The sequence below is a fragment of the Luteimonas galliterrae genome (assembly GCF_023374055.1).
Classification (GTDB): domain Bacteria; phylum Pseudomonadota; class Gammaproteobacteria; order Xanthomonadales; family Xanthomonadaceae; genus Luteimonas_C; species Luteimonas_C galliterrae.
Map to the genome: position 1 here is coordinate 986,959 of NZ_JAMBEP010000001.1, position 19,308 is coordinate 1,006,266.

At 66.1% G+C, this 19,308-nt stretch carries 13 protein-coding genes and 1 tRNA gene; 6 read left to right on the forward strand and 8 right to left on the reverse strand.

The features are described 5' to 3' along the window. Positions 1-16 precede the first annotated feature (16 nt). Positions 17-1,915: an HAL/PAL/TAL family ammonia-lyase gene (locus M2650_RS04475; protein WP_249471738.1), complete on the reverse strand. Its 1,899-nt coding sequence runs from the start codon at positions 1,913-1,915 to the stop codon at positions 17-19. After that, the gene (gene hisS, locus M2650_RS04480; RefSeq protein WP_249471741.1) at positions 1,912-3,297 is read right to left on the reverse strand and encodes a histidine--tRNA ligase; all 1,386 of its coding nucleotides are present in this window, start codon (positions 3,295-3,297) and stop codon (positions 1,912-1,914) included. The genes M2650_RS04475 and hisS overlap by 4 nt, the downstream gene beginning before the upstream one ends. Before the next feature lie 298 nt (positions 3,298-3,595). Here hisS and M2650_RS04485 point away from each other — a divergent pair. From M2650_RS04485 to M2650_RS04510, 6 genes are all read left to right on the forward strand, one after another. Beyond that, positions 3,596-3,672 (forward strand) — tRNA-Pro (locus M2650_RS04485). Between the two features lie 199 nt (positions 3,673-3,871). Further along, positions 3,872-5,938: a poly-beta-1,6 N-acetyl-D-glucosamine export porin PgaA gene (pgaA, locus tag M2650_RS04490; protein ID WP_283254701.1), complete on the forward strand. Its 2,067-nt coding sequence runs from the start codon at positions 3,872-3,874 to the stop codon at positions 5,936-5,938. A gap of 1 nt (position 5,939) precedes the next feature. After that, positions 5,940-7,814, forward strand: coding sequence for a poly-beta-1,6-N-acetyl-D-glucosamine N-deacetylase PgaB (gene pgaB, locus M2650_RS04495; protein ID WP_249471746.1), 1,875 nt, complete (start codon positions 5,940-5,942; stop codon positions 7,812-7,814). A 7-nt stretch (positions 7,815-7,821) separates the two neighbouring features. Continuing rightward, positions 7,822-9,066 carry a poly-beta-1,6-N-acetyl-D-glucosamine synthase gene (pgaC, locus tag M2650_RS04500; RefSeq protein WP_249471749.1) on the forward strand — a complete coding sequence of 415 codons (1,245 nt, stop codon included), beginning with the start codon at positions 7,822-7,824 and terminating at the stop codon, positions 9,064-9,066. Then, positions 9,063-9,509: a poly-beta-1,6-N-acetyl-D-glucosamine biosynthesis protein PgaD gene (gene pgaD, locus M2650_RS04505; protein ID WP_249471752.1), complete on the forward strand. Its 447-nt coding sequence runs from the start codon at positions 9,063-9,065 to the stop codon at positions 9,507-9,509. Before pgaC ends, pgaD begins: the two co-directional genes overlap by 4 nt. An 89-nt stretch (positions 9,510-9,598) precedes the next feature. Then, complete coding sequence (locus tag M2650_RS04510; protein WP_249471755.1) at positions 9,599-10,858, forward strand: CynX/NimT family MFS transporter; 1,260 nt, start codon at positions 9,599-9,601, stop codon at positions 10,856-10,858. A gap of 46 nt (positions 10,859-10,904) precedes the next feature. On the opposite strand, the gene M2650_RS04515 is transcribed toward M2650_RS04510, so the two are convergent. The 6 genes from M2650_RS04515 to M2650_RS04540 all read right to left on the reverse strand — a co-directional run bounded on the left by M2650_RS04515 (position 10,905) and on the right by M2650_RS04540 (position 19,297). Next, the gene (locus tag M2650_RS04515; protein WP_249471758.1) at positions 10,905-12,818 is read right to left on the reverse strand and encodes a CocE/NonD family hydrolase; all 1,914 of its coding nucleotides are present in this window, start codon (positions 12,816-12,818) and stop codon (positions 10,905-10,907) included. Positions 12,819-13,126: 308 nt separating this feature from the next. Continuing rightward, positions 13,127-14,437 (reverse strand): argininosuccinate lyase, encoded by a 1,311-nt coding sequence (gene argH / locus M2650_RS04520; RefSeq protein ID WP_249471761.1) that lies wholly within the window; start codon positions 14,435-14,437, stop codon positions 13,127-13,129. Positions 14,438-14,545: 108 nt separating this feature from the next. Then, positions 14,546-15,496 carry an N-acetyl-gamma-glutamyl-phosphate reductase gene (gene argC / locus M2650_RS04525; RefSeq protein ID WP_249471764.1) on the reverse strand — a complete coding sequence of 317 codons (951 nt, stop codon included), beginning with the start codon at positions 15,494-15,496 and terminating at the stop codon, positions 14,546-14,548. Beyond that, on the reverse strand, positions 15,493-16,812 hold the full coding sequence (locus M2650_RS04530) for an acetylglutamate kinase (RefSeq protein WP_249471767.1): 1,320 nt from the start codon (positions 16,810-16,812) through the stop codon (positions 15,493-15,495). The genes argC and M2650_RS04530 overlap by 4 nt, the downstream gene beginning before the upstream one ends. A 101-nt stretch (positions 16,813-16,913) precedes the next feature. Beyond that, positions 16,914-17,993, reverse strand: coding sequence for an acetylornithine deacetylase (locus M2650_RS04535; RefSeq protein ID WP_249471769.1), 1,080 nt, complete (start codon positions 17,991-17,993; stop codon positions 16,914-16,916). A 107-nt stretch (positions 17,994-18,100) separates the two neighbouring features. Then, the gene (locus M2650_RS04540; RefSeq protein WP_249471772.1) at positions 18,101-19,297 is read right to left on the reverse strand and encodes an argininosuccinate synthase; all 1,197 of its coding nucleotides are present in this window, start codon (positions 19,295-19,297) and stop codon (positions 18,101-18,103) included. Between the last annotated feature and the right edge of the window lie 11 nt (positions 19,298-19,308).

The following is a 19,308-nucleotide window of genomic DNA, read 5'->3' on the forward strand; positions in this document are numbered from 1 at the left end:
ACGCAAGCCTTTCGCCCTATCGCTCCCCTTTTCGACTCGCCGCCAACAAACTGCCGTCGGCGACCAAACGCACCGCTGCGGCGACTTCCCCATCCATCGCCCGATCGCGCTCTAGGAACGGAATCGCGGACCGTAGCGCCGCATGCGCGCGGGCCACTGCGTCGCCCGGGTGAAAAGTCTCGGCCGCCGACAATTCCGCGCGCAGCGATTCGACTTCCGCTATGAAGCCGTCGCGCTCGCCGACTCCCGCAGGCGGTCCGCCCTGCACTTTCGCGGCGAAGGCTTCCGCATCGGCGCGGTCGGCCAATTCGCGCGCCGCATTGATCATGCCGCGCCGCAGGTCCAGCGCCTGTGCGGCCGTGTACAGCTCCAGTGCCAGCACTTTACCCAAGTCGTCGGCCATCGCCAGCACGTGGCGCGCTTCGTTGGCGCCCATCGAAACGTGGTCTTCGGCATTGGCCGACGTGGGGATCGAATATACCGACGCTGGCATGGCGCGGCTGGCAAGGTCGTTGACGATCGCCGCGGCGGTGTACTGCACGATCATGAAGCCGGATTCGGTGCCGTCCTCGTTGCCGATCAGGAACGGCGGCAGGCCGTCGTTGGTGGCCGGGTCGACCAGCTTGTTGAGCCGGCGCTCGGAGATCGACGCGAGCACGGGGATCGCGGCCTTGACGTAGCTCATCGCCAGCGCCAGCGGCATGCCGTGGAAATGCCCGGCCGAGATCACCTGCTGCTCGACGTGCTCGGCGCGCGCATCCGGAAACACCAGCGGATTGTCGGTCACCGCATTGAGCTCTATATCGAAAACGCGCTTGGCCTGCGCCATCGCATCGCGCACGGCGCCGTGCACCTGCGGGATGCAGCGCAGCGAATAGCTGTCCTGCGGCTGGTGCTTCTTGCCGCCGCGGAACGGCTTGAACCGTTGGTAGAACTTTTCGCGGCCATGGCGTTGGGTCAGCGGCACCCAGTCCCAACCGATATCGAAGCCCAACCGCTGCGATTCCGGGGTGTCCCAGCTTTGCGGCAGCCATTGTTTGAAGCGCGGCACCAGGTGATACGGAATGTCCGCCAGCGTAGAACCCGCAAGCAGCGAGCGCAGGTTGTCGGCGGTCTCCACCTGTCCGGGATGCGGACGCAGGGCGTGGACTTCTTCGGCGAATGCGCCGAGCCGGCCGGCGAAAGCGTCGATCGTCATCGCCGCCGCCAGGTCCGCGGTGTCGAGCAGATCGTCGAGCTTCTGCAGCGCCAGCACGCCGGTGGCCAGCATCTGCGCGGTGCCGTTGTTCAGCGCCAGGCCTTCCTTGTACGACAGCGATACCGGCCGCAGGCCGGCGCGTTGCAGCGCCTGCGCGCCGGGCATGCGCTCGCCGCCGAAGAAGGCTTCGCCGCCGCCCAGCAACACGATGGCCAGATGCGACAACGGCGCCAGGTCGCCGCTGGCGCCCACCGAGCCCAGTTGCGGCACCACCGGCACCACGCCGGCGTTGAGCATCGCCGCCAGCGCCTGCAGGGTTTCCACGCGGATGCCGGAATGCCCGCGCAACAGCGTGTTGATGCGGATGCACAGCATCGCCCGCACCACGTCGGCGGCGAACGGCTCGCCGACGCAGACGGCATGGGTGACGATCAAATTGCGCTGCAGCTCTTCGTGCAAGGAACGCCCCGACGGTTTCGCGCCCGGCAATTCGTCGCGCAGCGGATGCGCGCCCAGCAGCTTGTCGGCGTTGCTGCCGAAGCCGGTCGACACGCCGTAGATCGGCTCTTCGCGGCGCACCTGTTCGGCGAGGAAATCCGCCGCACGCGCGACTGCGCGCAATGCGCCTTCGTCCAGCCGCACCTGCGCGCCGCGCGCGACCGCGACCAGGTGCTCGCGGGTGAGCGAGCAGCCGTCCAGCAGGATGGCGGCGCTCATCGCGCGCCCTCCGATGGCAGGGCGCGCCACTGTTCGCGCTCGACAAGGAGCGTGCGCGCCAGGTCGGCGTCGGCCACTTCGAATTGCTCGCCGCGGCGCAGATCCTTCACCGCCACCACGCCCTTGGCCGCTTCGTCGCCGCCGCGGATCACCACGAAGCGGATGCCGGCGCGGTCGGCGTATTGCAGCTGCTTGGCCAGCTTGCGCGGTTCGAGCTGGGTTTCGACGTTCAGGCCGGCCGCGCGCAGATGCTGCGACAGCGACAGCGCGTGATCCAGGCCTTCATCGTCGAGCAAGGTCACCAACACATCGACCGAACTCTCCGCCGTGGCGATCACACCCGCCTCGCGCAACTGCCAGAACAACCGGGTCAAACCGATCGAGATGCCCACGCCGGGCAGCTTGGACTTGGTGTAATGGCTGGCCAGGTTCTCGTAACGGCCGCCCGAGCAGATCGAGCCGATCTGCGGGTGCGCATCGAGCGTCGTCTCGTAGACCAGGCCGGTGTAGTAATCCAGGCCGCGCGCGATCGACAGGTTGATGGCGTAGCGCGATTCCGGCACACCCATCGCCTTGAGCCGCTGCAGCACTTCGCGCAGCTCGTCGCGCCCTTCTTCGAACAGAACGGTGCCGGCGCCGAGCGCGGCGAGCTTGGCCAGCGCATCATCGTGGCCGCGCGAACGCACTTGCGAGAACGCCATCAGCTTGGCGATCGCACCGGCGGCCAGGCCGAAGCCCTCGCCGGCCAGCGTCGCGCGCACCGCTTCCTCGCCGCGTTTGTCGAGCTTGTCGATCTCGCGCAGCACGGCGATCTGATGTTCGCCTTCTATGCCTAGGCCTTCGAAATAGCCGCGCAACAGCTTGCGGTGGTTGAGCTGGATGGTGAAGTCGCCGATCGCGAGCGCCTCGAACACGGCCTGGATCACGGCCGGGATTTCGGCGTCGTGGCGGATCGACAGCGAATCCTTGCCGATCACGTCGATGTCGCACTGGTAGAACTCGCGGAAACGCCCGCGCTGGGCGCGCTCGCCGCGATAGACGCGCTGCATCTGGTAGCGCCTGAACGGGAACGCGAGTTCGTGTTCGTGCTCGGCCACGTAACGCGCCAGCGGCACGGTCAGGTCGAAACGCAGGGCCAATTCGGGCGTGCCTTCGCCGCCCTTTTCCAGGGCGCCGGTCGATTGGACGAAGTAAACCTGCCGCTCGGTCTCGCCGCCGGACTTGGTCAGCAGCACCTCCGACAGCTCCATCACCGGGGTTTCCACCGGCAGGAAGCCGAAGCGCTCGAAAGTCAGGCGGATCGTGTCCAGCATGCGCTGGAACGCGATCTGGTCGCGGGGCAGCAGCTCCATGACGCCGGGCGGGGTGCGGGGCTTGATCAAGCGGAGACTCCGGAACGCTTGCAAAGAATCCGCACAGTGTAGCGGCGCAGCGCTTTTCCCTCTCCCTTTATGGGAGAGGGGCAGGCCGAAGGCCAGGGAGAGGGCCGGCTTTTCGCGCCATGTGGCAGTGAGAGCAAAGCACGCTTCGCTGCGCTCGCGCTCCCCTCTCCTGCCCTGCGGGCATCCTCCTCGCAAAGGGGGAGGAAAAGCTAGCCGCAATGGCGCGCTTCGCATCGATGGACGCCGGCAGCTATTGCCCCGCCCCCGCCCCAATCACTACAATGCGCGGCTCACCTGTCGGGGTGTAGCTCAGTCTGGTAGAGCGCTACGTTCGGGACGTAGAGGTCGCAGGTTCGAATCCTGTCTCCCCGACCATTGATCTCCGTAACTCCCCCTATCGCCCACCGTTGTTGGTCGCACCCAACGAGCGTGGGCTTTTTTGTCTTCGTAGCTTATTTTACCCAGATTAAATTATTGGCACGCCCCTTGCGAAGAGTCAACAAACTGTGACGTAAATCACATAACATGTTGGCCGCTCGTTCTTTGAGCGTACAGGGGGATACCAATGTCGATCATGCGTCCGGCGCCTTTGGCGCTGGCACTGCTCATAGCGTGCGCGTCTTCAATCTGCCCTGCAGCGGCCATATCCGACACGCCGCGCAACGCAGACCTCAGCAGCTCGTTGGCCGAAATACGCGCGCTGCGGGACCAGCGCCAGTGGCTATCCGCATTGGCGCTGATCGAGCGGTCCGCGGCGGCTTACCCCAACGACGACACGCTGTACGTATTGCGTGTGAACACCTTGTCGGAAATCGGTGCGCGTCATCGCGCCTGGACGCTGTACCGGGCCCGCCCCGCGCTGTTCAGCGCCGAGGAAGCGCAGCGAATAGAAGCCGACCGGCTCGCGCGCATGACCTCGTGGAGCCGGATTTACGTGGCCGACGAGAAGCATCTGCTGGACGAGGCGCACGCGACCGACCGCGCGACCAGCGACTATCTGGGACGGGCCGGCCTCGATCCGGCCACCCTTCCCTTGCGTCTGCGCCTGGACCGCCTGGACCTGCTGAATCGGCTCGCCAGGCACCAAGAAGTGGTCGACGAATACGCGCGCCTCGAACAGCAGGGCCAAGCGGTTCCCGGCTACACGATGGCCGTCGTCGGCGATTCGATGATGGCGCTGCAGCGGCCCGAGGAAGCCGCGGCCGCATTCGAAGCCGCCACGGCAGCGGATCCCGGCAACATCGACCTGCAGGTACAGCATGCCTATGCGCTGATGGAAAGCGAGCGCTTCGACCTGGCCCTGCCCGCGTTCGAGTCCCTGGTCGACGCCAATCCTCCCTGGCCTTACGCCGACGGCTCGCCTCGCCCCTACGCCAACTGGAAACGCTACGAAGCCGAAACCAACTACGCGATGGCGCGCTCCTACGGCGAAGACCTGGCCGGCGCGCAGGCCATGCTGGAACCGCTGGCCGCGATCGCGCCCAACAACGACGGCCTGCAGTCGTCGCTGGGCACCGTGTACGAACGTCGCGGCTGGAATACGCGCGCGCTGGAGCGCCACCGCATGGCGACCACCCTCGACCCGCTCAGCATCCAGGGCCGCGTCGGCCAGGTGGAAACGCTCATGGCGTTGCAGCGCAGCGACTTGGCGCGTCCGATCCATCGGGATCTGGTCGCCACGCACGGCGATGCGCTGTCGGTCAAGCAGGCCGACAAGCTCTGGAACCTGCATCAGGGCTGGCAATGGCGCGTATTCGCCGGCGCCGGGCGCGGCGATGGCGATGGCAGCAGCGCGTCGCCTCTGGGCAGCCGCGATGCGATCTACGGTTTCGAAGTGGCGAGCCCGCTGCACGACGACCGCTGGCGACTGACCGCAAGCAGTGCGGACCGCTCCGCGGAATTCGACGGTGCGACCGTGCACGATCGCCGCGCGGCCGTCGGTCTGCGCTACGGCTTCGACCGGCTGAGCTGGCACCTGCAAGCCAATCACGCCTTCGATACCGGATCAGGTCCGGGGCAGGCCGTCGACGGCACCGGCATCGCCTTCGATCTGGGCTGGCGCTTCAGCGATGCGCTCGATGGCGTCCTGGCGCTGCGCGAATCCGACCCGGAAGCCTCGTTGCAGGCGCGCGCAAGCGGCATCGCCGCCGATTCCGCGACGCTCGGCCTGGACTACCACCCGAGCGAACTGACCCGGCTGACCGGCACCGCGCAACGTTTCCGCTTCGACGACGGCAACCGCCGCGACGCGCTATCGCTGGACCTGGAGCAACGCTTGCTGACGCGTCCGCATTTCCTGCTCGACGGCTTGGCCAGCGCAGGCGTCAGCCGCGGCACGCTCGACGATGCGCCGTACTTCAACCCGTCGCGCGACCGCTCCTGGGAAATCGGCCTGCGCGCCGACCGTCTGGCCTGGCGCCGCTACGACCGCCATTTCCGGCATCGCCTCGCCGCGAGCGCCGGGCAGTACTGGCAGGAAGGCTTCGGCAGCGCCTGGGTGCCGTCGCTGCGTTACGAGCACGAATGGCGCTTCGGCCTGGGCAAGACGCTGGTGTATGGCGTGAGCTGGTCGCGGCCGGTCTACGACGGGCAGCGCGAACGCCACCTCGGCTTCGATGCCGAATTCCGCTGGGGGGAATGACATGTTCCGAAGAATGAAAACGCTGTTGCGCGCATTCGCGCTGTTGTGCGCGCTGCAAACCGGCGCCGCGATCGCGGCCGAACCGGACGAACTGCTGGTGATCAGCTACCACGACGTGCGCGACGACGTCGCCCTGAAAGGCGATGCGGACGAATACGCGATCAGCACGCAGAATTTCGCCGCGCATCTGGATTGGCTGTCCGCGCAGGGTTACCACCCGATCAGCCTGTCGCAACTGATCGACGCCTCCGAGGGCCGCGCCGCGCTGCCGGAGAAGCCGGTCCTGCTGACTTTCGACGACGGCTTGCGCAGCCTGTATACAAAGGTGTTCCCGCTGCTGCGCGCCTACCGCTTCCCGGCGCTGGCCGCGGTGATCACCGGCTGGGTCGACCTGCCGCAGGGCCGCAACGTGGACTTCGGCCCCAGGCCGTACACCCACGACGATTTCGTCACCTGGGCGCAACTGCGCGAAATGCAGGACTCCGGGCTGGTCGAGATCGCTTCGCACACCCACGACCTGCATCACGGCGCGCAATCGAACCCGCAAGGCAACCAGACGCCGGCGGTGATCACCCGCATCTACGACCCGGCGCGCGGCGCTTACGAAAGCGAAGCGGCCTACCGCGAGCGCCTGAGCGCGGACCTGGCGCGCAGCAGCGCATCTCTCGCGCACCACCTGGGACGCGAGCCGCGCGCGATCGTCTGGCCCTACGCGGCCTACAACCGTGCCGCCAACGACATCGCCGACGGGTTGGGCATGCGCGTCACCTTCGACCTGGAGGGCCGCAACGCCAAGCTAGGCCGCGACCTGCACGGCCTGGCGCGCTTGCTGATGCTGGGCAACCCCACCGTCGCCGAACTGGCCTACGATCTGCGCCGCAACATCGAACTGGAAAGCGTGCGCGCGCTGCAGATCGATCTGGATGCGGTCTACGATCCGGATCCGGCGCAGCAGGCGCGGAACCTGGACCTGCTGATCGAACGGGTCAAACAGATCGGCCCCAGCCACGTGTTCCTGCAGGCGTTCGCCGACCCCGACGGCAACGGTTCGGCCGACGCGCTGTACTTCCCGAACCGCTTCCTGCCGATGCGCGCGGACCTGTTCAACCGCGTCGCATGGCAATTGCACACGCGCGCGGAAGCGGTGGTTTACGCCTGGCTGCCCGTGCTCGGCTATGAACTGCCCGATGCCGCGCAGCGCAGCGCGCTGGCGATCGGCGGCGCGCAGGACCACGAAATCTTCCGCCTGGATTTCACCCGGCCGCAGGCGCGCGAGCTTATCGCCGGCATCTACGAAGACTTGGCCGTCAACAGCTACTTCGAAGGCCTGCTGTTTCACGACGATGCCTTCCTGCGCGACGGCGAACTGCGCGGCCTGCATGCGGACGCGCCCGCCGCGCGCACCCGGGCCCTGATCGATTTCACCCTGGAGCTGAAGGCCGCAGCCGAGAAATGGCGGCCGAAGCTGAAAACGGTGCGCAACCTGTACGCCAACACCGTGCTCGATCCGGCCAGCGAAGCCTGGTTCGCCCAGCGGCTGGATGCGTTCAACCGCGCTTACGACCACACCGCGCTGATGGCCATGCCATGGATGGAGAACAGCCGCCGGCCGCGGCAGTGGATGCGGGGACTGGTCGAGGAAGTGCGGCGCCACGACCCGGGCTTCGTCAAGACGATATTCGAGCTGCAGACCGTCGACTGGCGCAACGGCAAGCCGATCGCCGGCGACGTGCTGAAACGCCAGAGCCGCGAGCTGCAGGCGGCCGGCGTGCGCCACATCGCCTGGTATCCCTACGACTTCATCGCCGACTCGCCGTCGATGGAAGTCGCGCGCGAGGCCGTCTCGGCGCGCAATTTCCCGTACATCGCGAAGTGAGGCGGCCATGAACCCCATCCTCTCCGTGCTGTTCCAGTTCGCCTTCTTCTATCCGATCGTGATGTCGTTCTTCTGGATGGCGGGCGGGCTGTACTACTACTTCCGCCGCGAGCGGCTGTCCCCGCCGCGCACCGCGCCGCCGCCGATCGAGGATCCGCCGTTCGTATCGATCCTGATCCCCTGCTTCAACGAAAGCGAGCAGGTCGACGAAACCATCGCCGCCGCGCTGGCGCAGCGCTATCCAGATTTCGAGGTGATCGCGATCAACGACGGCAGCAGCGACGACAGCCCGCAAAAGCTGAACGCCCTCGCCGCCAGGCACGACCGGGTGCGCGTGATCCATCTGAACCGCAACCTGGGTAAAGCCAACGCCCTGCGCATGGGCGCGCTGGCGGCGCGCTCCGAATACCTGGTCTGCATCGACGGCGATGCGCTGCTGGACGAATACGCCACGCACTGGATGGTGTCGCACCTGCTGTCCGGGCCGCGCGTGGGCGCGGTCACCGGCAACCCGCGCATCCGCAACCGTTCCACGCTCCTGGGGCGGCTGCAGGTGGGCGAGTTCTCGTCGATCATCGGCATGATCAAGCGCGCGCAGCGCGTTTACGGACGCCTGTTCACCGTGTCGGGGGTGATCAGCGCGTTCCGGCGCACCGCCCTGCACCGGATCGGCTACTGGGCCGACGATATGGTGACCGAGGACATCGACATCAGCTGGCGCCTGCAGATGGACCATTGGGACATCCGCTACGAGCCGAACGCGTTGTGCTTCATCCTGATGCCGGAAACGCTGAAGGGATTGTGGAAGCAGCGGCTGCGCTGGGCGCAGGGCGGCGTTGAAGTGATGCTGCGCCATACCCGCGACCTGCTCAGCTGGCGCAAGCGGCGAATGTGGGCGGTGCTGTTCGAATACATGCTCAGCGTGGCCTGGGCCTACATCATGCTGTTCATCATGGTGCTGTGGGCGGTCGGCCTGTTCGTGGCTATGCCCGAGCAGCTGTACGTGCGCACCATCCTGCCGTCGTGGCACGGCGTGATCCTGGCGATGGTCTGCCTGACCCAGTTCGCCGCCAGCCTGATCATCGACCGCCGCTACGAAACGCGAGTAGGCCGCAACTACTACTGGATGATCTGGTACCCGATCGCGTACTGGATGCTCAGCCTGTTCACCACCGTCACCGCTGTGCCGAAAACGTTGTTGAAAAAGCGCAAGCGCGCCACCTGGACCAGTCCGGATAGGGGGATCCGATGAAATTCGATTCGAGTGTCATCCATAAGCCGCGTTCGCAGCCCGCATTGCAGCGCGGGTTCTTCAGCGTCGTCACTTTCGCTTTCTGGCTGGCCTATGCGTACATGTGGCTGCCGCTGCTCACGCTGTTCCTGTGGCTGCTGGGCGTGCGCACGGCGGTATTCGAGCTGTACCTGCGCGAACACCAGGTCGAACCCTTCCTGCTGGTATCGCTGCCGGTGCTGGCCCTGGCCAGCGCCACGGTGCTGATCGCCTGGGCGGAGTACAACCGCTGGCGCTTCCGCGCCAAGGATCGCCGCAGCGCGCAGCCCGACATCGGCAAGCACGATATCGCGCTCGCCTTCGGCAGCAGCCAGGAAATCGCCCAGGCGCTTTCGGCGAGCAAAGTGGCGTTGTTGAAGATGGACGATGCCGCAACGCCGATGGGCGTCTCGATCCTGGCCTGACCTGCACGACCCGCAACGCAGCGTTGCGGCGTCCCGGGAGCGGAAACGGTCGACGCCGGCTAGAATGCCGACGCCCGACCAGGATTCCGATGAACCTCCCCTACTCCGACTCCGCCGCGGCATCGCGTTCGTGGAACGGCCGCGCGCTGGTGCTGTTCGGCATCGCGCTGGCGGCGTTCAACCTGCGCACCGCCGTCACCTCGCTGACGCCGCTGCTCGACGACCTGGGTCGGCTGTTTGGTTTCGGCGCGACCATGACCGGCGTGTTCGGCATGCTGCCCAGCGCCGCGTTCGCGACCTTCGGCGTGATCACGCCCGCCATCGCGCACCGCATCGGCCTGGAGCGTTCGGCGTTGCTGTCGATGGCGCTCGCAGCGGCGGGACTGGTGCTGCGCTCTGCGGCCGACGGCACCGGCGTGCTGCTGATCGGCTCGGTGGTCGCGCTGGCCGGCATGGGCATGGGCAACGTGGTGTTGCCGCCGCTGGTCAAGCGCTATTTCCCGGACCGCATCGGTGCGGTGAGCACGCTGTACATCACGGTGCTGCAGTTCGGCACCATCCTGCCGGCGCTGGTCGCGGTGCCGCTGGCGGCGGAAGCAGGCTGGCGCATGTCGCTAGGCGTCTGGTCGCTGGTCGCGGTCGCCGCGGCACTGCCGTGGATCGGCGTACTGCTGATCGAACGCCGCAAGGATTCGCCGCTGGCGCGCAGCCACGATCGCGCAGTAACCGCGGAAGACGAAGCCCCCGAACTGGCCGCGCCGCCGGCGCGCGGCCGGGCCTGGCGCTCTTCGATCGCGTGGGGCATGGCGCTGATGTTCGGCATGACTTCGCTCATCACGTATTCGATGTTCACCTGGCTGCCGAAACTGCTGGTGGAAGCCGGCGCCACGCCCGGATTCGGCGGCACGATGGTCGCGCTGTTCTCGACCCTGGGCCTGATCAGCGCGCTGCTGATGCCCGCGATCGCGGTGCGCGTGAAGAATCCCTTCCCGATCGTGCTGGCCTGCGCGGCGTGCCACGTGGCCGCCTTCGCAGGCCTCCTGTTCGCGCCGATGGCGGCGCCGGTGCTCTGGGTAGCCTTGCTGGGCCTGGGACCGAGCACGTTCCCGCTGTCGCTGACGCTGATCAACCTGCGTACGCGCACGCCGGCCGGTTCGGCCGCGATGTCCGGGTTCATGCAGGGACTGGGTTATGCGGTGAGCTGCATCGGCCCTTTGCTGTTCGGCGTGCTGCATGAGGCGACGCACGGATGGCTGTGGCCATTCGCGATGCTGGCTGTCGCAGTGGCCGTGCTGATCGTCGGCGGATGGCTGGCGTGCAGGCCGCGGATGCTCGAAGACACTTGGTAGCCAGCTTAGCCCTCTCCCGCTTGCGGGAGAGGGCTAAAGCGGAGGGCTATTTCACCGGCAGGCTGATGAAACTGCCCTTCTGCGGCCCGTACCAGATCTTCTGCGTCGCTTTGCGGTAATCCTCCGGCTTGGCGAAAAAGATATTCGGCACGAAAGTCTGCGGATTGCGGTCGTACAGCGGGAACAGCGTCGACTGCACCTGCACCATCACCCGGTGCCCGGGCAGGAAAGTGTGGTTCGCCGTCGGCAGGCCGAACGCGTAAGGCAGCGGCTGGTTCGGCGCGATCGCCTTGGGATGCTCGAAGCTTTCGCGATAGCGGCCGCGGAAGATGGCCAACGATACGGCGAGCTCGTAGCCGCCCATCGCCGGCGCGGACGCCATCGTGTCCGGATAGACGTCGATCAGCTTGACCACCCAGTCGCTGTCGCTGCCGCTGGTGGACGCCAGCAGATTGACCTGCGGCGCGCCGGCGATACGCAAGGGCTCGGTCAGCGGCTCGCTGACGTAGGTGAGCACGTCCGGCCGGTCGTCGGCGAAACGCTGGTCCTGCACCAGCCACGTCGTCCATGTCTCGCGGTCGCCCATGCGGGAGGGACGCGGCACGAACGGCACCGGTTTGGCGGGATCGGACACGTATTCGTCGTACTGCGGCCCATCGGCGGCCGGCGCTTCGAAGGAAAGCTTGCCGCCGGCTTGCAGATACAACGCCTTGGGCTGCGCGGCGCAGCCCTGCTCGCAGCTCAGCGGCCAAGAACTCAGGCGGTCCCAGTGGTTCTCGCCGGTGTCGTAGATGAAGACCGGCGGCGTGTCGGCTTTCGGCGCGCCTTCGACCAGGTATTGGTCGAAGAACGGCTTGAGCACATCGCGGCGGAACTGCAGCGCGGTATCGCCTTCGAATTTCAACGCGCCCAGCGATGCGGCGCCCACGTTCACTTGACTATGCCGCCACGGTCCCATGACCAGGTAGTTGCGGTCGTTGCCGGCGTCCTTGGACTCCATCGCCGGATAGCTGTGGATCGCGCCCCACATGTCTTCCTGGTCCCAGAGGCCTTGCAGCCACATCGTCGGCACCTTGAGGGGCGTGCGCGCCATCACCTTGTCCAGCGCCTGTTCCTGCCAGTAGGCGTCGTAACTGGGGTGCTCGGTGAGCTTGCGCCAGTACGGCAGTTGCTCCATGCCGTTGGCCTTGGCGTAATCGCCGGCGGAACCGGCGCGCAGGAACGTGGTGTAGTCGTCGTAACCCACTTCGGCGATAGGCTTGCCTTTGCCTTTCTCTGCGGTTTGGCCGGTGAAATAGTCGAAATTGACCTGGCGGAAAGCGCCGTAGTTGAACCAGTCGTCGCCCATCCAGCCGTCGATCATCGGGCTTTCCGGCGCCGCGACCTTCAATGCGGGATGCGGATCGACCAGCGCCATCACCACGGTGAAGCCTTCGTAGGAGGAACCGATCATGCCGACCCGGCCATTGGATTCCTTCACGTGCTTGGTCAACCACTCGATCGTGTCCCAGGCATCGGTGGCGTGGTCGACCCTGGTGCCGTTGAGCGGGCCGCGCAGCGGCCGCGTCATCACGTAATCGCCTTCCGAGCCGTATTTGCCGCGCACGTCCTGGAACAGGCGGATGTAGCCGCCCTGCACGAACACCTCGTCGCCTTCGGGCAGGATGTCGATCATCCGCGGCGAATCCATGCGGCTGGAACGGCCGCTGGCGTCGTAAGGCGTTCGCGTCAGCAGGATCGGGGCGTTCTTGGCGCCTTTGGGCACCACGATGACGGTGTGTAGCTTTACGCCATCGCGCATCGGCACCATGACCTCGCGCTTGTCGTAGTCGTAGGTCGACTTGGGCGCGACGTATTTTTTGCCGGTGATGTCCGGCGCCATCGGCGAGGTCTGGCACCAGGCGGGAGATGCGATCAGCAGGCCGACAAACAGCGGTCCGACGAAACGGTTGACGAGCATGCGCTAGCGACTCCCCGGTGGCCAATCTGCGACTTTATTCCCCGTTGCCGCGAGGGGGAACGTGACTAATGGCAGGGATAAGCGCCAAACGCTCCGGAAGTGAAACAAATCGCGCTCAATCTCTCTTTTTTCGGCGGAGTTGTTTTTCGCCGTCATTCCCGCGAAGGCGGGAATCCAGTGACTTTGACGCCGCACCAGATAGCAAAGAAGCTATCTGAAAGTCCGCGCGCCCTCACCCAAGCCTCTCCCGTAAACGGGAGAGGGCTAAAGCCAAGTCACTGGATTCCCGCCTTCGCGGGAATGACGGCTTAAAGCAACGGCTGGGGACGTCGACCTATTGTTGCCAAACGCCGATGAAGCTCATCCAGCCGCAAATCTGCAGCCGCACCTGGCGACACGCGCTCCGCCAGGCTGCGCGCGGGATCGCCTTCCTGCCACCGCGCAGGATCGGCCGCCTGCTTGTAAGCATCGCGAAACGGCACGCCCTGTCTGGCGAGATCGACCGCCAGGTCGGTCGCGTACATCGACGGCTCCAACGCTGCCTGCATGCGCTCGGTGCGCCACTCCAGGTTGCGCAACAGGTCCGGCAGCAACGCCAGCGCGCCCAGCCCCTTGCTGAAACCATGGAACAGCGCGCCCTTGCTCACCTGCAGATCGCGGTGATAGCCCGACGGCAGCGACAGCAGCTGTTCGATCTCGCAGCGGGCGGCCGACACGCTCGCATAGCTGGCGCGCATCAGTTCGATCACGTCCGGATTGCGCTTGTGGGGCATGATCGAGCTGCCGGTGGTGTATTGCGCCGGCAGCGCGACGAAGCCGAATTCGGCGCTGGTGAACAGGCTCAAGTCCCAGGCCAGCCGGCGCAAGTCGAGCATCGCGCTGCCGAACGCTTCCAGCGCCGCCATCTCGAACTTGCCGCGCGAGAGTTGCGCATACAGCGGCGACACCTGCAGGCGCGCGAAACCGAGCGCTGCGGTCGTATGTTCGCGGTCCAGCGGCAGGTTGACGCCGTAACCGGCCGCGGTGCCGAGCGGATTGGCGTCGATCCATGTCCGCGTTTCCGAAACGCGTGCGGCGTTGTCGATGAAGGCCTCGGCCCAGCCCGCCCACCATGCGCCCAGCGAAGACACTACGGCGCGCTGCAAATGCGTATAGCCGGGCAGCGGCACGTCGCGTTCGGCCTGCGCACGCGACAACGCTATCCCGGCCGTCTCGATGCACAGCGCCAGCGCCCGCGCCAGTTTCTCCTTCAACCAGAGCCGCGTCGCGACCAGGATCTGGTCGTTGCGGCTGCGCCCGGTGTGGATGCGGCGGCCGGAATCGCCGAGCCGCTCGATCAGCCGCGCCTCGATCGCCGAATGGCCGTCCTCGTACTGCGCATCGAGCACGAAAGCGCCGCTGCCGAAATCGCCTGCCAACGCGTCGAGTTCGCGCAACAATCCGGCCAGTTCTTCCGCGGACAGGATGCCGATCCGCTGCAGGCCCTCGGCATGCGCCTTGCTGGCGGCGATGTCCTGGAGAAAGAATTCGCGGTCGAGAATCACATCGTCGCCGGCCAGGAAAGCCTGGATTTCCGCATCGACCGTGACGCCGGGTTTTTGCCAGAGCAGATCGGACATGTGCAATTTCCTATTTCGCTTTCGCTCTGTGGGAGCGGCTTTAGCCGCGAGCTCTTTTCTGGGCAGAGGGTCAAGAGCTCGCGGCTAAAGCCGCTCCTACAAGGGTTCCTACAGGGGTATGCCCGCGGTTTCCGGGAAACCGAAGACCAGATTCAGATTCTGCATCGCCTGCGTCGCGGCGCCTTTGAGCAGGTTGTCGAGCGTAGCCACCACCACCAGGCGTCTGCCGTCTTCGGACAAAGTGAAGCCTCCGACCTCCACGCCATGCTTCCCGGCTATATGGCTCACCCAGGGCGCCGAGTCGACGATCCGCAGCAACGGTTCGCCGGCATAGCGCTCCAGGTAGCGCTGCTTCGCCCCATCCAACGTAAGCGGCGTTTTCAGATGCAAGTTGGCGGTGATGGTCAATCCGCGGAAATGCGGTGCGACATGCGGCAGGAACTCGACGGGCACGCCGAGCTGCCGCGTCACTTCCCGCTCGTGGATATGGCCGATCAACGAATACGGCATCAGGTTGTCGCGCAGCTTGTCGACGTCGTTCTTGTCCGAAGGCGTGGTGCCGGCGCCTGAGTAGCCGGATACGCCGAAGCACTGCACCGGCCCGGCCAACGCGTCGAGCATCGGCGCGATCGCGAACTGCATGGCGCTGGCGTAGCAGCCGGGATTGCTGATGCGCTTCTGGCCGGCATAGCGGCCGCGCGTGAGTTCCGGAAGGCCGTAGTACCAGCCGTCGTCGAAACGGTAGTCGGCGGACAGGTCGACGATGACCGGGTCCTGCCCGCCCGCCGCGATACCGGCGACGAAATCGGCCGCCCTGCCGTTCGGCAGCGCCAGCACGTACGCATCCGCGCCATGCTCCGCCAGCTGTTGCGGCGCGAAGTTGGAATAGCGCAGGTCGCCGCGGTATTCGGACACATGCGCCGATACCGGCTGGCCGTCGAGCTCGCGCGAGGACACGAAAGCGAGTTCGAAATGCGGATGACCGGCGATCAGCCGGATCAGTTCCGCGCCGGTATGGCCGCGCGCGCCGACGATGCCGATGGACTTGCGCACGCTCATGCGGAAGGCGCCTCGATCAATGTGGGTTCGCGCGCGGCGCAATGTTCGACGGCCTTGCGAATGTCGTCGAAGCCCGCCAGTCCGTACCAGAATACCTTCCACCTTTCCTGCTTGTAGCAACCGTCGGACTCGGCGTAATAGAAATGGTTGACGGCGTTGTGGTGGCGCGAACGCCAGAACAGCCGCGGCGTCTCCTCGCGCATCACCTGCCAGACCGCCCGGCCCAGGCCTTCGCCCTGCGCGTCGTCCAGCACCGCGAACTTGTCGAGATAAGGCAGGCCGCCTTCCTCGGTCAGGATCACCGCGGTGCGGTAATGCTCGCTGACGTAGGCACGGTGCAGGGGCGTGCGCTCGAAATAATCGGGCACCAGCTCGCGTCCGAACGCGGATTCGATCAGCTTGCGCAGGCGCGGCAGGTCCAACTCGTCCCAACGCTCGGCGCGGATCACTTTCTCGCCGCGGCGCACCAGCGTGCCGGAGCCCTTGTGGGTGAACAATTCCTTGGCCAGTTCGTCCGGCTTGGTGATCGAGACCGACGATGAAGGCGGCAAGGCCATCAGCAGGTCGTGGATCTGTTCGATCTTCACCCGCATGCCCGAATGCAGCCAGGGCTGCGCAAGAAGCTCCTCGTACTCGGAACTGAGGTTGATCGAGTCGATCACCCTGCCCTCCCCGTCGAGCAGGCCGCCGGTGCCGGTGAGGAACACGATCTTGTACGGCTGCAGCGTCTTGATCAGCTCGTTGGCGGCCCAGTCGGCGTTGACGTTGACGATCTGGCCGTCGATGGTCTCGCCGAGCGAGGCGATCACGGGGATCGAGCCGACCTTGATCGCGGCGTGGATGCCATCCGTGTCGACACGAGTCACTTTCCCGACCAGGTCGTACTTGTCGCGGTCGAGATAGGCGGCTTCGAACACGCCCGACTGGATCGACGTGGCGCGCACGCCCTCGGCCTGCAGCGCTTCGACCAGCTTCAGGTTTTCCTGGCGCAGCACGCGGCGGACCACGGCCAGCACCGGCGCGTCGGTATAGCGCAGGTTGTCGACGCTCTTCTTCTCGATGCCGGCGGCCTGCATTTCCGCATCGAGCTGCGGGCCGGCGCCGTGCACGACGATCGGAGTCAGCCCGACCTGCTGCAGGAAAGCGAGCGAAGACACCAGCGCGTCGAGCTCGTCGCGCAGCACCGCGCCGCCGACCTTGACCACGGCGAAGCGCGCGGCGTCGAGCTGCGAGAAGCGTTTCAGGTATTGCTGAATCTCCTTGGCGCTGGCCATGTTGGACAGCAGCCGGACGATCGTGGTGCGCAAATCGGTCATGGTCAGCAGGAACTCATCGCCGCGGGATCGGAAGTGCCCTCCGATCGCCCGTGAAGGCGGTCGTAGCGGCCGTGTGCAGTTCGGAAACGAGCAGGTTCACGTCATTTCTCCATCAGTCGTCGGTAAGCGGTGGCGGCGTTTTCCAGTTGCCGCAGCGAAACCCATTCGTCGGCGGTGTGGGCCTGGGCGATGTCGCCCGGGCCGTAGACCAGCGCGGTGAGGCCGGCCGCGGAAAACAGCGAGGCTTCGGTCCAGAAATCGACGGCGTTGCCGATCGGCAGTTCCAGCGCGTCGGCGAGATCGCGCGCGGCCAGGCGGCGTTCTTCGGCGACGGCCACGTCGCCGCCGGGCAAGGACGGGCCCCAGAACGTCGGCGCGTAACCGGTGCCTTCCGGCGCGAACGAACGGAAGCGTTCGTGCAGCGCGTCCATGTCCTGGGACGGCAGCGGACGGAAGCCGAAACGCAGCTCCGCACTGGGGGCGATGATGTTGGCCTTGATGCCGCCTTCGATGCGGCCGATATTGAAACGCAGGCCGGTGAGGCCTCCGAACCGCTGGTGCGATTCGGCCTCCACCAGCGCCAGCGCGTCCGCGCCCCAGCGGATCGCCTGGTGCAGCGCGCTGGCCTGCATCGCGTTCGCGCCCGAGGCGTGCCCGGCTTCGCCCTTGAACGACATCTGCACCGAAGCGATGCCGCGGTGCGCGAGCACCGCTTCGCATCGGGTCGGCTCGGACACAACGACTTCCTTGAAGCCGTGGCCGCTTTTGAGGAAGGCATCGATGCAGCGGGCGTCGTTGGCTTCTTCGTCGGTGCTGAACAGGAAGGCGGCGTCTCCCTTCGTCGACTGCGCTGCGGCGATCAGGCCGGCGGCCGCGCCCTTGATATCGCAGGCGCCGAGGCCTATCGCCCGATCCTCGGTCACGCGCAGTTTCAGCGGATCTGCGGTCCATGCCGGCGAATCCGGCACCGTATCCAGGTGCACGTTGAACAAGCGCGACGGCTGCCCGCGCACGGCCAGCAGCGACACCGCGCCCGCGCCGTAGTCGCTCACTTCGACGCGGAAATCCGGCAGCTGCGCGCGGATGTAGTCGAAGATGCCGCCAGTGCCGATGGCGCGCGGCGGGTTGCGGGTGTCGTAGGACACCAACGCTTCGAGATGTTTGAGGACCTGCTCGATCATATTTTCCTCCCGGCTTTTCGTAGGAGCGGCTTTAGCCGCGAGCTCTTTCTCTCATGCAACAGGAAAAGATCAAAAGCTCGCGGCTAAAGCCGCTCCTACGAAGAGCATCATTTCCGGTTGACCTCGGCCCACAACGTACTGCTCATCCCGAACAGCTTGATGAAACCTTCCGCCTCTTCCACGCCCCAATCCGCCGACTGCGCGTAGGTGGCGCCCCTGGCATTGAGGATGTGCGGCGACTCCACCGCCACGGCATCGACGCGACCGCCGCGGGTCTCCAGCACCACTTCGCCGTTCACCGTGGCCTGCGAGGAAGCCAGGAACGCCTCCAGGTCGGTTTTCAACGGATCGTGGAAGAAGCCTTCGTAGACCAGTTCCACCCATTTGCGGGCCACTTCGGGCTTGAAGCGGTTCTGCTGCTTGGTCAGCACGGTTTCCTCGAGCGCGCGATGCGCGGCGAGCAATGCGGTCAGACCTGGCGCTTCGTACACGATGCGGCCCTTCAGGCCGATGGTGGTGTCGCCGGTGTAGAGGCCGCGGCCCACGCCGTACGCAGCGAACATCGCATTGAGCGTGGCCAGTATCCGGGCGCCTGGCATCTCCTTGCCGTCGAGTGCGACGGCCTCGCCCTGCACGAAGCGCAGCGTCGCCCGCAGCGGCGCCGCCGGCCACTGCTCGCGCGGCGCGCACCAGCCGCGGGCGCCTTCGCCCGGGGCGTCCCAGCGGTCGATCTCGCCGCCGGACATGGTCAGGCCGAGCAGGTTCTCGTTGATCGTGTAGGCCTTCTGCTTGGCGCGCACGCCGAAGCCGCGCTGCTCGAGGTACTGCTGCTCGTAGGCGCGGGTCTGGGTGTGCTGCTTCTGGATTTCGCGGATCGGCGCGACGATCGTGTAGTCGCCCGAGGCCTTCACCGCCAGGTCGAAACGCACTTGGTCGTTGCCCATGCCGGTGCAGCCATGGGCGATGGCTTTCGTGCCCAGATCGTTCGCGCGCGCCAATGCCGCGTCGACGATCAGGTAGCGATCGGAAACCAGCAGCGGATACTGGCCCTGATAGCCCTCGCCCGCCCACACGAACGGCTTGACGAAGCCTTCCCAGATCGCAGGGCCGCCGTCGACGGTGACGTGGCTGGCGACGCCGAGTTCGGCGGCGCGGTCTTCGATGAATTGGCGCTCTTCCGCATCGACGCCGCCGGTATCGGCGAACACGGTGTGCACGCGCCAGCCTTGTTCCTGCAAGTAAGGCACGCAGAAGCTGGTGTCGAGGCCGCCGGAGAAGGCGAGGACAATGTCTTTCTGGGTCATGTTCTTTTCCG

What these genes read in the sequence shown, in the direction of transcription:
- M2650_RS04475 (WP_249471738.1), bottom strand. Translation starts at nt 1,915, where the DNA reads ATGAGCGCCGCCATCCTGCTGGACGGCTGCTCGCTCACCCGCGAGCAC.
- pgaA (WP_283254701.1), top strand. Translation starts at nt 3,872, where the DNA reads ATGCGTCCGGCGCCTTTGGCGCTGGCACTGCTCATAGCGTGCGCGTCT.
- pgaB (WP_249471746.1), top strand. Translation starts at nt 5,940, where the DNA reads ATGTTCCGAAGAATGAAAACGCTGTTGCGCGCATTCGCGCTGTTGTGC.
- pgaC (WP_249471749.1), top strand. Translation starts at nt 7,822, where the DNA reads ATGAACCCCATCCTCTCCGTGCTGTTCCAGTTCGCCTTCTTCTATCCG.
- pgaD (WP_249471752.1), top strand. Translation starts at nt 9,063, where the DNA reads ATGAAATTCGATTCGAGTGTCATCCATAAGCCGCGTTCGCAGCCCGCA.
- M2650_RS04510 (WP_249471755.1), top strand. Translation starts at nt 9,599, where the DNA reads ATGAACCTCCCCTACTCCGACTCCGCCGCGGCATCGCGTTCGTGGAAC.
- M2650_RS04515 (WP_249471758.1), bottom strand. Translation starts at nt 12,818, where the DNA reads ATGCTCGTCAACCGTTTCGTCGGACCGCTGTTTGTCGGCCTGCTGATC.
- argH (WP_249471761.1), bottom strand. Translation starts at nt 14,437, where the DNA reads ATGTCCGATCTGCTCTGGCAAAAACCCGGCGTCACGGTCGATGCGGAA.
- argC (WP_249471764.1), bottom strand. Translation starts at nt 15,496, where the DNA reads ATGAGCGTGCGCAAGTCCATCGGCATCGTCGGCGCGCGCGGCCATACC.
- M2650_RS04530 (WP_249471767.1), bottom strand. Translation starts at nt 16,812, where the DNA reads ATGACCGATTTGCGCACCACGATCGTCCGGCTGCTGTCCAACATGGCC.
- M2650_RS04535 (WP_249471769.1), bottom strand. Translation starts at nt 17,993, where the DNA reads ATGATCGAGCAGGTCCTCAAACATCTCGAAGCGTTGGTGTCCTACGAC.
- M2650_RS04540 (WP_249471772.1), bottom strand. Translation starts at nt 19,297, where the DNA reads ATGACCCAGAAAGACATTGTCCTCGCCTTCTCCGGCGGCCTCGACACC.